We start from the raw sequence: 12,199 nt of genomic DNA, 5'->3' as shown, positions 1-12,199 counted from the left end.
AGCAGGAGTGGAACCATGCAATACAATACATTAGGAAAAACGGATCTTAAGGTTTCCCGTCTTTGCCTGGGCTGCATGACCTTTGGCGAACCGGACCGGGGTAAACACGCCTGGACGCTGCCGGAAGAGAGCAGCCGTCCGATCATCAAACACGCCCTCGAAGGCGGCATTAACTTCTTTGATACCGCCAACAGCTACTCCGACGGCAGCAGCGAAGAGATTGTTGGCCGGGCGCTGCGCGATTTTGCCCGCCGCGAGGAGGTAGTGGTCGCCACCAAGGTTTACCATCAGGTAGGCGATCTGCCGGAAGGCCTCTCCCGGGCGCAGATCCTGCGCTCCATTGATGACAGCCTGCGCCGCCTGAATATGGAGTATGTCGATCTCCTGCAGATCCACCGCTGGGATTACAACACCCCGATTGAAGAGACGCTGGAAGCGCTGAATGACGTGGTCAGAGCAGGTAAGGCGCGCTATATCGGCGCGTCGTCGATGCATGCCGCGCAGTTTGCCGACGCGCTGGCATTACAGGAACAGCACAGCTGGGCACCGTTCGTCACCATGCAGGATCACTACAATCTTATCTACCGCGAAGAGGAGCGGGAGATGCTGCCCCTCTGCTACCAGCATGGCGTGGCGGTGATCCCGTGGAGTCCGCTGGCGCGCGGGCGTTTAACCCGTCCGTGGGGCGAAACCACTGCCCGCTCGGTGTCCGACGAGTTTGGCAAAACGCTGTATGACGAAACCGAGGCCAACAACGCGCAAATCGCCGAGCGCTTAACGGGCGTTGCCGAGGATCTTGGCGTGACGCGCGCTCAGGTGGCGCTGGCATGGGTGCTGAGCAAACGGGGCGTAGCCGCACCGATTATCGGTGCCTCGCGGGAAGAGCAGCTGGATGAGCTGATCAACGCCGTGGACATCACTCTGACGCCGGAGCAGATTGCCGAGCTGGAGACGCCTTACAAGGAGCATCCGGTGGTGGGGTTTAAATAGATGTGAACGCATTTGTAGGCCGGGTAAGCGCAGCGCCACCCGGCAATACAAGCCGCACAGAACTATGCGAAGTGGTCGTAACCTTTCCAGTCGAGCGTCACCGGCTCGCCGTTCTGCACAAATTGCAGCCCTTCGCTCTCCGGCATAATCTGGCCGATACAGGTAAACCCTGCCCCCAGATTGGCTAACGCCACATCCAGCGTGCCGCGGTTCAGCTCGGGTACGGTAAAGCACAGCTCGTAATCTTCCCCGCCGGAGAGCGCCCAACGCAGCGCCTGCTCTGGCTCCACATGCCTGCGCATCGCCTCAGAGAGCGGGAAGTGATCGAGGTCGATCCGCGCGCCCACGCCGCTGGCTTTCAGAATGTGGCCGAGATCGGAGATCAGGCCATCGGAGAGATCGATAGCTGAACTGGCGCGATCGCGCAGCGCCTGACCGTGCAGAATACGCGGCGTCGGGCGCAGATGGCGCTGCACGAAATAGGCCGCGTCATCGGCGTTTTCCACCATCAGGCGCTTCTGCAAAATCGCCAGCCCGGCCGCGCTGTCACCCGGCGTACCGGTGACATAAATCCAGTCGCCCGGCTTCGCGCCAGCGCGTTTCAGCGCGCGGCCTGCTGGTACGTAACCGTGGATCGCCAGAGTCATCGACAGCGGCCCGGCAGTCGTGTCGCCGCCGATCAGCTGCATATCGTAGTAGTTAAGCTGCTCAAACAGCGCATCGCTGAAGGCCTCGAGCCAGCTTTCATCGACCTCTGGCAGGGTCAGCGCCAGGGTTAACCACGCGGGATCGGCCCCCATTGCCGCCAGATCGCTCACGTTTACCGCCAGCGCTTTGTACGCCAGATCGGCAGGATCAATATCCGGCAGGAAATGGTTACCGCACACCAGGGTGTCGGTGCTGATCGCCAGCGTCTGTTTTTCGGGAATATTGAGAAGTGCACAGTCGTCGCCGATGCCGGTTTCCACATCGCGACGCGAGCTTCTGACTCGGTCAAAATAACGGGCAATCAGGGAAAATTCGCCGCATGCCATACGTTATGCCTCAGCAAAGAAAATAAAAAAACCGGAGCCCGCACCACCCAAAGGCAGTACGACACTCCGGCTTGCGGATCACTTTTTACGGGGACGGATCGCAGGTGCAGCTTTGTCCAGCACGCCATTCACAAATTTGTGGCTGTCTTCAGCACCGAAGGTTTTCGCCAGTTCGATCGCTTCGTTGATGGCCACTTTGTAAGGCACATCGTCACGTTTAGACAACTCAAACAGTGCGATACGCAGCACCGCTTTTTCAACCTGACCCAGCTCTTCGAGCAGACGGGAGAGGTACGGCTTCATCAGACCGTCGAGATACGCGCTATTAGTCGCCACTCCCGACAGCAGTTCACGGAAGTACACGACGTCAACGTCTTTGACGTCTTGTTCCGCCAGGAACTGGTATTCAACATCAGCGATGTCGTTCTGCGACAACTGCCAGGAGTAAAGTGCCTGAACGGCACATTCACGGGCGCGGCGACGAGCAGCAGGTTTCACGGAATTCCCCTTACAAAAAAATCAGGCCTTGATGGCTTTCAATACATTGATCATTTCAAGCGCGGTCAGTGCAGCTTCTGCACCTTTGTTACCGGCTTTGGTGCCAGCACGTTCGATGGCTTGTTCAATACTTTCAGTGGTGAGTACGCCGAACGCGACAGGAATTTCTGCATCCTGCGCCACGTGCGCCAGACCGTTGCTTGCGCCACCCGCAACATATTCAAAGTGCGCGGTACCGCCACGAATCACCGTACCCAGTGCGATTACCGCATCGTATTTGCCGGTTTTCGCCAGTGCGCCCGCTGCCAGTGGCAGTTCGTAAGCACCCGGAACCCAGACAACGGTAATGTTTTCGTCTTTCACCTGGCCGATACGTTTCAGGGCGTCAATCGCGCCATCCAGCAGGCTGTCATTGATGAAGTTGTTGAAACGCGCAATGGTGATGGCGACGCGAGCGTCCGGGGTAGCAACGGCTGCTTCAATAATGTTCATACTCTTCCTTAACGGGTTCATTTGGTGGCCCCGCAGGGGGGCGGATTTTATCATAATATTTTGCGCACTGCTTCCCTATTTAGGCAAGCCTTACGCGGTGGTCAGGTGAAGACAGACATCCGGCCCTACCGGACGTATTTCGCTGAAGCTAAATGCCGGTGCATCCGCCAGTTTTTCCAGCCCTGGCAAGGCGCACAGGCCGCGCGCGTCGTTGCCTAACAGTTTAGGCGCAAGATAGACGATCAGCTCATCCACCAGCCCCGCCTGCAACAGCGCCCCGGCGAGCGTCGGGCCAGCTTCGACCCAGATGCTGTTGATCTGCTGTTTGCCCAACAGCATCATCAGCACCACTAAATCGAGATGTCCTTTATGCTCCGGCACCAGAATGGTGCGCACGCCTTCCGGCCAGCTGCGGTCATCTTCCTGGGTGCGGGCAAACCAGGTCTCGCCTGGCTGCTGCACAATGCGGTGCTCAGGGGTAACAAGATTCTGCCGGTCGACCACAATCCGCAGCGGCTGGCGTAAATTCTCTTGCGGGTAGAGTGCCTGAGTATCCGCGTTTAACTCATCCCAGCGCACGGTCAGCGCAGGATCGTCGGCCAGCACGGTGGCATGCGTGGTGAGAATAGCATGGCTTTGCGCGCGCAGACGTTGCACATCGCGCCTTGCCTGTGGGGAGGTGATCCACTGGCTTTCACCGCTGGCCATTGCCGTGCGGCCATCCAGCGACGCGCCAAGTTTCAACTGCACGTAAGGGAAACCGGTCCGCATCCGCTTGAGAAAACCTTTATTCAGGCGTTCGGCTTCACTCATCATCAGGCCGTGACTGACCTCAATCCCAGCCTCCTGAAGGCGGTACAGACCGCGCCCGGCTACCTGCGGATTAGGGTCCTGCATCGCCGCCACAACCCGTGAAACGCCAGCGGCAATCAGGGCATCGCAGCAGGGCGGGGTTCGGCCATGATGGCTACAAGGCTCCAGCGTGACGTAGGCGGTTGCGCCCCGCGCCTTCTCGCCGGCCATGCGCAGGGCATGCACTTCGGCATGGGGCTCCCCGGCACGGTAGTGAAAACCCTCCCCGACGATCTCGCCATCCTTCACCATGACGCAGCCGACATTTGGATTGGGATGGGTGGTAAAACGCCCGCGTTGCGCCAGCTTGAGCGCTCGCGCCATGTAAATCTCATCCAGCATGGGCTTAATCCTGTAGGCGGGCGATCTCTTCGCCGAACTCTTTGATATCTTCGAAACTGCGATACACGGAAGCAAAGCGGATATAGGCAACTTTATCGAGCTTTTTGAGCTGCTCCATCACCAGGTTACCGATCATTTTACTTGGCACTTCGCGTTCGCCGGTGGCGCGCAGCTGGGTTTTGATGTGATTAAGCGCCATTTCAACGTCGTCTGCGCTCACTGGCCGTTTTTCCAGTGCCTTGAGCATCCCGCTGCGCAGTTTTTCTTCGTTGAACGGTTCGCGGATGTCGTTACTTTTCACCACACGCGGCATCACCAGCTCAGCCACTTCAAAAGTCGTGAAACGTTCGTTACACACCAGGCACTGCCGACGGCGGCGTACGGACGAGCCCTCTCCCACGAGTCGGGAGTCGATTACTTTGGTATCCACGGCGAGACAGAATGGGCAATGCATACGGTGTCCTGACTATCGGGTTAACTGAACTCTATTTTACCCCGAACTGGCTCCACAACAAAGAAGGAGCGTTTTTGAGATAAAGGATCTATACGAACGCCTGCATCGTTGACTACCCTTAGCAGAATCCGATATTTCAGGGAAATAAGTGCCATGACAAGACGTTACCTGAGGATCCTGCTGGTGGGAAGCCTCTTTAGCCTTAGCGCCTGCGCGCAGCAAAGCGAAGTTCGTCAGATGAACCAGAGCATCAGTTCGCTGAACACAACCATGAACAAGCTGAACCAGGAAACCGTCAAAATCACCCAGCAGAATGCGCTGAACGCCAAATCGACCAGCGGCGTCTATCTGCTGCCAGGGTCAAACACCCCTGCCCGGCTGAACAGCCAGATCGGCACGCTGCGTATGTCGCTGATGAATGTTGCGCCTAATGCCGATGGCACCCGGGCCACGCTGCGCATCCAGGGCGAATCCAACGATCCGCTGCCGGCATTTAGCGCCACCGTAGAGTGGGGCCAGATTCAGGGCACGACCGACAGCTTCCAGGAGCTGAACGTTCAGACCCAGCTCATTAATGCTCCGGCCAGTGTGCTGGCACCCAGCGATGTTGACATCCCGCTGCAGCTAAACGGCATGACGCCCGATCAGCTCGGCTTTATCCGCATCCACGATATTCAGCCCGTCGCGCAATAATCCCCCTGCGGAACGTGTTCACGTTCCGCTCCCTTCTTTGGTTACAAACATTGGCAACAGAAATGTTTGCTATTACAATCCGCTCCGTTAAAAATACGCAAACGTGAACGCAATCGATTACGTATGTGAGAGATCTGTGAAACAACACATATTTTTGTGAGCAAGGATTCCTATAATAGGCCCCCAGAAACACGAAATATTTAGAAACGCAATTCGCGCCTTTTTCACGCCCGCAAGGGATTTCAAATCAGTGGCATTATTATGAAAAAAACATTACTCGCAGCCGGTGCACTCCTGGCGCTCTCTTCTACGTTCTCTGTGCAGGCAGCGGAAAACGATAAACCAGAGTACGTCTCCGACTGGTGGCACCAGAGCGTTAACGTCGTCGGCAGCTATCACACCCGTTTTGGACCGCAGATCCGCAACGATACTTACCTGGAATACGAAGCGTTTGCCAAGAAAGAGTGGTTTGATTTCTATGGTTACATGGATGCGCCGGTATTCTTCGGTGGTAACACGGATGCAAAAGGTATCTGGAACCACGGTTCCCCACTGTTCATGGAGATCGAACCGCGCTTCTCCATCGACAAGCTGACCGGCACCAGCCTGGCGTTTGGTCCGTTCAAAGAGTGGTACTTCGCGAACAACTACATCTACGACATGGGTCGCAACAAGTCTGGCCGTCAGAGCACCTGGTACATGGGTCTGGGTACTGACATCGACACCGGTCTGCCGATGAGCCTCTCCATGAACGTCTATGCCAAATATCAGTGGCAGAACTACGGCGCAGCGAACGAAAACGAGTGGGATGGCTACCGTTTCAAAGTGAAATACTTCGTGCCAATCACCCAGCTGTGGGGCGGTAACCTGAGCTATATCGGCTTCACCAACTTTGACTGGGGTTCTGATCTGGGCGACAACGATTTCCGTGACCTGAACGGGAAGAAGGCGCGCACCAACGACTCTATCGCCTCCAGCCACATCCTGGCGCTGAACTACGATCACTGGCACTACTCTGTTGTTGCCCGTTACTGGCACAACGGTGGTCAGTGGAACGACGACGCAAGCCTGAACTTCGGCGACGGTGACTTCAGCGTTCGTTCTACCGGCTGGGGTGGTTACCTGGTTGTGGGTTACAATTTCTAAGATGATTTGTGCCGGGTGGCGCTTCGCTTACCCGGCCTACAAAACATGTTAACGGCACAAACCGTAGGCCGGGTAAGGCGCAGCCGCCACCCGGCAAAAAAGCCAGCTTAAAAGCTGGCTTTTTTATTGCTTCACCTTCCGTAAAAAATCGGCCAGCGACCTGTTCGCGCTTTCGCTAAAGCGTCTCTCCGTCATGGTGATATTCAGACACCTGTCGAGCCGGAAGCAACGATAGTCATCACGTCGCTCGCACCACGCCGCCAGCAACCAGTGCTCTCCCCAGAAGAACAACCCCAGCGGCTGCACTTCGCGAGAAGAGAGCTGCCCGGCTTCATCACGATAATGCAGCGCCAGCACCCGCTGGCTGGATATCGCCTGATGAATAAGATCAAACCCGCTGCGGGAGTGGTGCTGCATGGCAATATCCGGGGCGTAGATCCGCGTCTGCTCTGCCTTGCGACGGCTCTCTTCCGGCAGGATCGCCAGCACTTTCTCCTGGGCCGACTCCAGTTCGCGCGACAGCGACTCCCCGCCCCAGGTTTTGAGCAGGCGGATCGCCACCATCAGCGCCTCCGACTCCTTGTTGGTGAGCATCAGCGGTGGCAGGTCAAAACCCGACATCAGCCGGTAACCGCTCCCCGCTTCGCCTTCCACCGGCACGCCGGAGAGCGACAGATCGCGGATATCGCGGTAGACCGTGCGTTCAGAGACGCCCACTCTTTCCGCCAGATGCGCTGCCGTTGTCAGACGTCTTCCCCGCAGGATCTGCACAATCTGAAACAAACGGTCAGCGCGTCGGGTCATTTTTTCTTACGCTCTCAGGCAGGTTGATGAAGGCCGACGCGATTACCTTCGCTGTCGGTAAATAAAGCGATAGTACCAATACCGCGCGGCAACGTCAGCGGGCCAAATACGCACTCGCCACCGGCAGAGGCAACGCGGTCAAGCGTGGCCGTCAGATTGTCAGTATGCAGATAGATAATGGCTCCCTGCACCGAGGGAATAATCCCCTCAAATTTTGCCAGCGCGCCGCCAGTAGCCGGATCCTCATGCGGGAATACCGCCAGCTCGGCGCAGTCCATTTTCTCGCGCCTCAGTGAAACCTGCATTACCGGCTCATAAAATTTGATGGCGCGATCCATATCTGCGACCGGAATTTCAAACCAGTTAATCACACTTTTCATACATCCTCCTGACTCTTGTTTGGGTTCAGAAGGAGTCTACGACAGGCCTCCTGACAGCATACTGTCAGGAGTGTTTGTCAGGAACAGGCAAAAAAAATCCCGGTCAACAGACCGGGATTTTGATAACACGATAAACGTGGCCTTACGGCAGAATAGACGGCTGATCCGCCCCTTCTTTCTCAACCTTCTGCTGGAGCAGGTGCTCGCGCTTCATGCCCAGCTTCAGCGCCAGAGCGGACGCCACGTAGATAGAAGATGCTGTACCAATGGAGACACCGATCAGCATGGTCAGCGAGAAGCCTTCCAGAATCGGACCGCCGAAGAGATAGAGCATCAGGATCACCATCAGGGTGGTCCCGGAGGTGATCAAGGTACGGTGCAGCGTCTGGGTCAACGACACGTTAAAGATTTCGTACGGCGTACCGCGACGGATCTTACGGAAGTTTTCACGGATACGGTCCGATACCACGATACTGTCGTTCAGCGAGTAGCCAATAACCGACATCAACGAGGCCACAATGGTCAGGTCAATCTCGATATGGAACAGCGACAGAACGCCCATGGTGATCACCACGTCGTGCGCCAGGGCGATAACCACCCCGGCAGCCAGACGCCATTCGAAGCGGAAACCGACATACGTCAGGATACAGAGCAGCGCCACCAGCAGCGCCATCGCACCGGTCTGAGCCAGATCCGCGCCTACGCTTGGGCCAACGAATTCAATACGTTTTACCGTCGCATTCTGGCTGGTCGATTCGTTAATCACCTGTACGACTTTGCTGCCCAGCTCCTGGCTGCCGTTGGCATCCTTCACTGGCGGCATGCGCACCATGATGTCACGGCTGCTGCCGAAGTTCTGCAGCAGCGGCTCTTCAAAGCCCGCCTTCTGCAGCGACTCGCGCATCTGGTCCATATCGACCGGTTTTTCCAGGGTGATTTCAATCACCGTACCGCCGGTGAAATCGAGCCCCCAGTTAAAGCCTTTTACGCCCATGATGGCGATGGACAGAACCAACAGCAGACCCGAAATGCCAAAGGCCCAGTAGTCCCAGCGCATAAAGTCCCAGACTTTACGGCCGTAGTTCAATTGTTCAACAGTATATTCCTGTGCCACAACGCACTCCTCAGATAGACAGCTTTTTAACGCGCTTGCCGCCGTACAGCAGGTTCACGATGGCACGGGTGCCGACAATAGCGGTAAACATTGACGTCGCCACACCAATACCGGTGGTGATAGCAAAGCCCTTGATCGCGCCGGTACCCACTGCATACAGGATAAGAACCTTAATCAGTGTTGTTACGTTCGCATCGAAGATGGAGCTGAACGCGCCCCGGTAGCCTTCGTCGATCGCCTGTTGGATGGAGCGACCGTTGCTTAGCTCTTCTTTGATACGTTCATTTATCAGTACGTTGGCGTCAACCGCCACCGCAAGGGTTAAGACGATACCTGCAATCCCTGGCATGGTCAGCGTTGCCCCCGGCAGCAGGGACATAATGCCGACAATCAGCACCAGGTTTGCAATCAGCGCAGAGGTCGCAATCAGACCAAACTTCTTGTAGAAGAAGACCATGAAGATGATGGAGATCGCCAGACCCGCCAGACACGCTTCCAGACCCTGCTGGATGTTCTGCATACCCAGCGTTGGACCGATGGTACGCTCTTCAACAATCTGAATTGGCGCAATCAGCGCACCGGCACGCAGCAGCAGCGACAGCTGACGGGCTTCGTTCGGGTTGTTGATACCGGTGATACGGAAGCTGTTACCCAGGCGAGACTGGATATTGGCGATGTTAATCACCTCTTCCTCTTTCACCAGAACCGCACGACCGTTGGCATCTTTTTTACCGCTGTCTTTGTACTCCACGAACAGGGTCGCCATCGGTTTACCGATATTGTCCTTAGTGAAGTTAGACATGATGTTACCACCTGCGCTATCAAGCGAGATGTTAACCTGCGGCTGGTTGTACTCATCCTGGCTGGAGGTGGAGTCAGTGATGTGGTCACCGGTCAGGATCACACGCTTGTACATCACAACCGGCTGACCTTCACGGGTCTGTTTCACTTCAGAGTCGCCCGGAACGCGGCCAGATGCGACAGCATACTGATCGACGTTGGTGTTCACCAGACGGAATTCCAGGGTCGCGGTTGCGCCGAGAATCTCTTTGGCACGGGCGGTATCCTGGATACCCGGCAGTTCAACCACGATACGGTCAGCACCCTGACGCTGTACCAGCGGTTCAGCCACGCCGAGCTGGTTTACACGGTTACGCAGGATGTTGATGTTCTGCTGCACCGCGTATTCACGCGCTTCTTTCAGACGTTCATCGGTCATGACCGCACGCAACTGGTTGCTGCCCTGAGAAGAGAGCACCAGATCGCGGTGACGCTGGGTCAGATAATCCATCGCCTGGTCGCGGGCGTTGCTGTCACGAAACGTGATGCTCATCCCGTATTTATCTTCCTTACGCACGGTGGTGTAAGGGATGCCTTTATCACGCAGATCGCTACGCAGGCTATCAATGTTTTGTTCCTGAAGTTTTCCGAGTGCGGTTTCCATATCCACTTCCATCAGGAAGTGAACGCCGCCACGCAGGTCGAGACCGAGTTTCATCGGCTCAGCGTTGATAGCAGCTAACCAACGCGGAGTTGCAGGAGCAAGGTTCAACGCCACGACATATTTATCACCCATCACGCCCATCAGCGCTTCACGAGCGCGGAGCTGCGTGTCGGTGGAGTCGAAGCGAGCAAGAATTGCGCCCTCTTCCAGTGCCACAGACTTAGCGGTAATTTTTTCTTCTTGTAAAGTTTTCTGGACCTGGATCAGCGTTTGCTCACTGGCGGCGACACCGCGCGCGCCAGTGATTTGAACAGCCGGATCCTCACCATACAGGTTGGGAAGCGCATACAGCAGGCCGACGACAATAACGACGACCAGCATGACGTACTTCCACAAAGGATAACGGTTTAACACGGCAGTTCCCTTTGGGAAAAGTTAATTACAGCGCCTTCATGGTGCCTTTCGGCAGAACGGCAGCAACGAAGTCACGTTTGATAACCACTTCAGTGGTATCGTTCAGTGCGATAACGATATAGCCGTTATCAGCGACTTTGCTTACGCGACCTACCAGACCACCGTTAGTCAGAACTTCATCGCCTTTCGCGATGGAGTCCATCAGCTTTTTGTGCTCTTTGGTGCGCTTCTGCTGTGGACGCAGGATCATGAAATAGAAGATCAGACCGAACACCACCAGCATCAGAATCAGAGACATCGGGCTGCCCTGCGCCGGTGCACCTGTTGCCGCTACCGCATCAGAAATAAAAAAGCTCATTAAATTTCCCTCATTAAATAAATTAATCAACGTTCAAAGGTGGAACATCCCGACCCTGTCGTTGGTAAAAATCGGTCACGAAGCTCTCTAATTTACCCTCTTCAATAGCCTTGCGTAAACCAGCCATTAAGCGCTGGTAATAGCGAAGGTTATGAATCGTGTTGAGACGCGCGCCTAATATTTCATTACAACGATCAAGATGATGCAAATAGGCACGAGAATAATTGCGACAGGTATAGCAATCGCACTCGGCATCGAGTGGGCTGGTGTCGCTTTTATGCTTCGCATTACGGATTTTTACCACGCCATCGGTCACAAACAGGTGACCATTACGGGCGTTGCGGGTCGGCATAACGCAGTCGAACATATCAATGCCGCGACGTACGCCTTCAACCAGATCTTCTGGTTTACCGACGCCCATCAGGTATCGAGGTTTATCTGTTGGAATTTGCGGGCAAACATGCTCCAGAATACGGTGCATATCTTCCTTCGGCTCCCCTACAGCCAGACCGCCGACAGCGTAGCCATCAAAACCTATCTCTACCAGACCTTTAACAGAGATATCGCGTAAATCTTCGTAAACGCTGCCCTGAATAATGCCAAACAGCGCATTTTTATTGCCCAGGCTATCAAAACGGTCGCGGCTGCGCTTCGCCCAACGCAGCGACATCTCCATCGAGCGCTTGGCGTAGTCCCAGTCCGCCGGGTATGGCGTACATTCGTCGAAGATCATCACGATATCGGAGCCGAGATCGTACTGAATCTCCATTGATTTTTCAGGATCGAGGAAAATCGGGTCGCCGTTAATCGGGTTGCGGAAATGCACACCCTCTTCGGTGATCTTGCGGATATCACCCAGGCTGAAGACCTGGAAACCGCCGGAGTCGGTCAGGATCGGTCCTTTCCACTGCATAAAGTCATGCAGATCCCCGTGCAGCTTCATGATCTCCTGACCAGGACGCAGCCACAGGTGGAAGGTGTTACCGAGGATAATTTGCGCACCAGTGGCTTCGACTTCTTCCGGCGTCATCCCTTTTACGGTGCCGTAAGTGCCCACAGGCATAAAAGCGGGCGTTTCTACTACGCCGCGATCAAACACCAGGCGGCCACGGCGAGCGCGACCGTCGGTAGTATCGAGTTCAAATTTCATTTTTTCTCCTGCACCAGAAAAACAGTCCGGCGCG

The 12,199-nt window shown here is 55.6% G+C and carries 14 protein-coding genes; 3 read left to right on the top strand and 11 right to left on the bottom strand.

Annotated features, from left to right (window positions below; genetic code table 11):
• The first annotated feature begins 15 nt into the window (after positions 1-15).
• Positions 16-990 carry an aldo/keto reductase gene (locus ACOKCT_RS15430; protein WP_420193638.1) on the top strand — a complete coding sequence of 325 codons (975 nt, stop codon included), beginning with the start codon at positions 16-18 and terminating at the stop codon, positions 988-990.
• A 62-nt stretch (positions 991-1,052) separates the two neighbouring features.
• Here ACOKCT_RS15430 and thiL read toward each other — a convergent pair whose 3' ends face one another.
• The 5 genes from thiL to nrdR form a co-directional block, all read right to left on the bottom strand.
• Positions 1,053-2,024 carry a thiamine-phosphate kinase gene (gene thiL, locus ACOKCT_RS15425; RefSeq protein ID WP_103178464.1) on the bottom strand — a complete coding sequence of 324 codons (972 nt, stop codon included), beginning with the start codon at positions 2,022-2,024 and terminating at the stop codon, positions 1,053-1,055.
• 78 nt (positions 2,025-2,102) lie between these two features.
• Positions 2,103-2,522: a transcription antitermination factor NusB gene (nusB, locus tag ACOKCT_RS15420; RefSeq protein ID WP_032616814.1), complete on the bottom strand. Its 420-nt coding sequence runs from the start codon at positions 2,520-2,522 to the stop codon at positions 2,103-2,105.
• 21 nt (positions 2,523-2,543) lie between these two features.
• Positions 2,544-3,014 carry a 6,7-dimethyl-8-ribityllumazine synthase gene (gene ribE / locus ACOKCT_RS15415; RefSeq protein WP_039032362.1) on the bottom strand — a complete coding sequence of 157 codons (471 nt, stop codon included), beginning with the start codon at positions 3,012-3,014 and terminating at the stop codon, positions 2,544-2,546.
• Positions 3,015-3,104: 90 nt separating this feature from the next.
• Positions 3,105-4,208, bottom strand: a complete 1,104-nt coding sequence (gene ribD / locus ACOKCT_RS15410; protein WP_420193637.1) for a bifunctional diaminohydroxyphosphoribosylaminopyrimidine deaminase/5-amino-6-(5-phosphoribosylamino)uracil reductase RibD — start codon at positions 4,206-4,208, stop codon at positions 3,105-3,107.
• Between the two features lie 4 nt (positions 4,209-4,212).
• Positions 4,213-4,662, bottom strand: a complete 450-nt coding sequence (nrdR, locus tag ACOKCT_RS15405; RefSeq protein WP_103178462.1) for a transcriptional regulator NrdR — start codon at positions 4,660-4,662, stop codon at positions 4,213-4,215.
• Positions 4,663-4,815: 153 nt separating this feature from the next.
• Here nrdR and ACOKCT_RS15400 point away from each other — a divergent pair, with 153 nt between their 5' ends.
• Both ACOKCT_RS15400 and ACOKCT_RS15395 read left to right on the top strand, forming a co-directional pair.
• Entirely contained in the window at positions 4,816-5,355 is a 540-nt protein-coding gene (locus ACOKCT_RS15400; protein WP_103178461.1) for a DUF3251 domain-containing protein, read from the top strand.
• A gap of 261 nt (positions 5,356-5,616) precedes the next feature.
• A complete protein-coding gene (locus ACOKCT_RS15395; RefSeq protein WP_103178460.1) occupies positions 5,617-6,501 on the top strand; it encodes a nucleoside-specific channel-forming protein Tsx in 885 nt (294 codons plus the stop codon).
• A 123-nt stretch (positions 6,502-6,624) separates the two neighbouring features.
• On the opposite strand, the gene ACOKCT_RS15390 is transcribed toward ACOKCT_RS15395, so the two are convergent.
• The 6 genes from ACOKCT_RS15390 to tgt form a co-directional block, all read right to left on the bottom strand.
• Positions 6,625-7,305 (bottom strand): helix-turn-helix transcriptional regulator, encoded by a 681-nt coding sequence (locus ACOKCT_RS15390; RefSeq protein ID WP_156653990.1) that lies wholly within the window; start codon positions 7,303-7,305, stop codon positions 6,625-6,627.
• Between the two features lie 14 nt (positions 7,306-7,319).
• Entirely contained in the window at positions 7,320-7,685 is a 366-nt protein-coding gene (locus tag ACOKCT_RS15385; RefSeq protein ID WP_156653989.1) for a VOC family protein, read from the bottom strand.
• 142 nt (positions 7,686-7,827) lie between these two features.
• Positions 7,828-8,799: a protein translocase subunit SecF gene (gene secF, locus ACOKCT_RS15380; RefSeq protein ID WP_156653988.1), complete on the bottom strand. Its 972-nt coding sequence runs from the start codon at positions 8,797-8,799 to the stop codon at positions 7,828-7,830.
• A gap of 10 nt (positions 8,800-8,809) precedes the next feature.
• Positions 8,810-10,657 carry a protein translocase subunit SecD gene (secD, locus tag ACOKCT_RS15375; protein WP_420193636.1) on the bottom strand — a complete coding sequence of 616 codons (1,848 nt, stop codon included), beginning with the start codon at positions 10,655-10,657 and terminating at the stop codon, positions 8,810-8,812.
• Between the two features lie 25 nt (positions 10,658-10,682).
• The gene (gene yajC, locus ACOKCT_RS15370; protein WP_032616800.1) at positions 10,683-11,015 is read right to left on the bottom strand and encodes a preprotein translocase subunit YajC; all 333 of its coding nucleotides are present in this window, start codon (positions 11,013-11,015) and stop codon (positions 10,683-10,685) included.
• 22 nt (positions 11,016-11,037) lie between these two features.
• Positions 11,038-12,165, bottom strand: a complete 1,128-nt coding sequence (gene tgt, locus ACOKCT_RS15365; protein WP_103178455.1) for a tRNA guanosine(34) transglycosylase Tgt — start codon at positions 12,163-12,165, stop codon at positions 11,038-11,040.
• Positions 12,166-12,199 lie beyond the last annotated feature (34 nt).

The organism is Leclercia sp. M-A074-M (assembly GCF_965195605.1).
GTDB lineage: Bacteria > Pseudomonadota > Gammaproteobacteria > Enterobacterales > Enterobacteriaceae > Enterobacter.
The sequence above is the reverse complement of the archived record's forward strand: the minus strand, read 5'-3'. Positions and strand labels throughout refer to the sequence as shown.

Bases quoted from the DNA above. Each gene is read 5' to 3' on its own strand.
- ACOKCT_RS15430 (WP_420193638.1), top strand. From the start codon at position 16: ATGCAATACAATACATTAGGAAAAACGGATCTTAAGGTTTCCCGTCTT.
- thiL (WP_103178464.1), bottom strand. From the start codon at position 2,024: ATGGCATGCGGCGAATTTTCCCTGATTGCCCGTTATTTTGACCGAGTC.
- ribE (WP_039032362.1), bottom strand. From the start codon at position 3,014: ATGAACATTATTGAAGCAGCCGTTGCTACCCCGGACGCTCGCGTCGCC.
- ribD (WP_420193637.1), bottom strand. From the start codon at position 4,208: ATGCTGGATGAGATTTACATGGCGCGAGCGCTCAAGCTGGCGCAACGC.
- nrdR (WP_103178462.1), bottom strand. From the start codon at position 4,662: ATGCATTGCCCATTCTGTCTCGCCGTGGATACCAAAGTAATCGACTCC.
- ACOKCT_RS15400 (WP_103178461.1), top strand. From the start codon at position 4,816: ATGACAAGACGTTACCTGAGGATCCTGCTGGTGGGAAGCCTCTTTAGC.
- ACOKCT_RS15395 (WP_103178460.1), top strand. From the start codon at position 5,617: ATGAAAAAAACATTACTCGCAGCCGGTGCACTCCTGGCGCTCTCTTCT.
- ACOKCT_RS15390 (WP_156653990.1), bottom strand. From the start codon at position 7,305: ATGACCCGACGCGCTGACCGTTTGTTTCAGATTGTGCAGATCCTGCGG.
- ACOKCT_RS15385 (WP_156653989.1), bottom strand. From the start codon at position 7,685: ATGAAAAGTGTGATTAACTGGTTTGAAATTCCGGTCGCAGATATGGAT.
- yajC (WP_032616800.1), bottom strand. From the start codon at position 11,015: ATGAGCTTTTTTATTTCTGATGCGGTAGCGGCAACAGGTGCACCGGCG.
- tgt (WP_103178455.1), bottom strand. From the start codon at position 12,165: ATGAAATTTGAACTCGATACTACCGACGGTCGCGCTCGCCGTGGCCGC.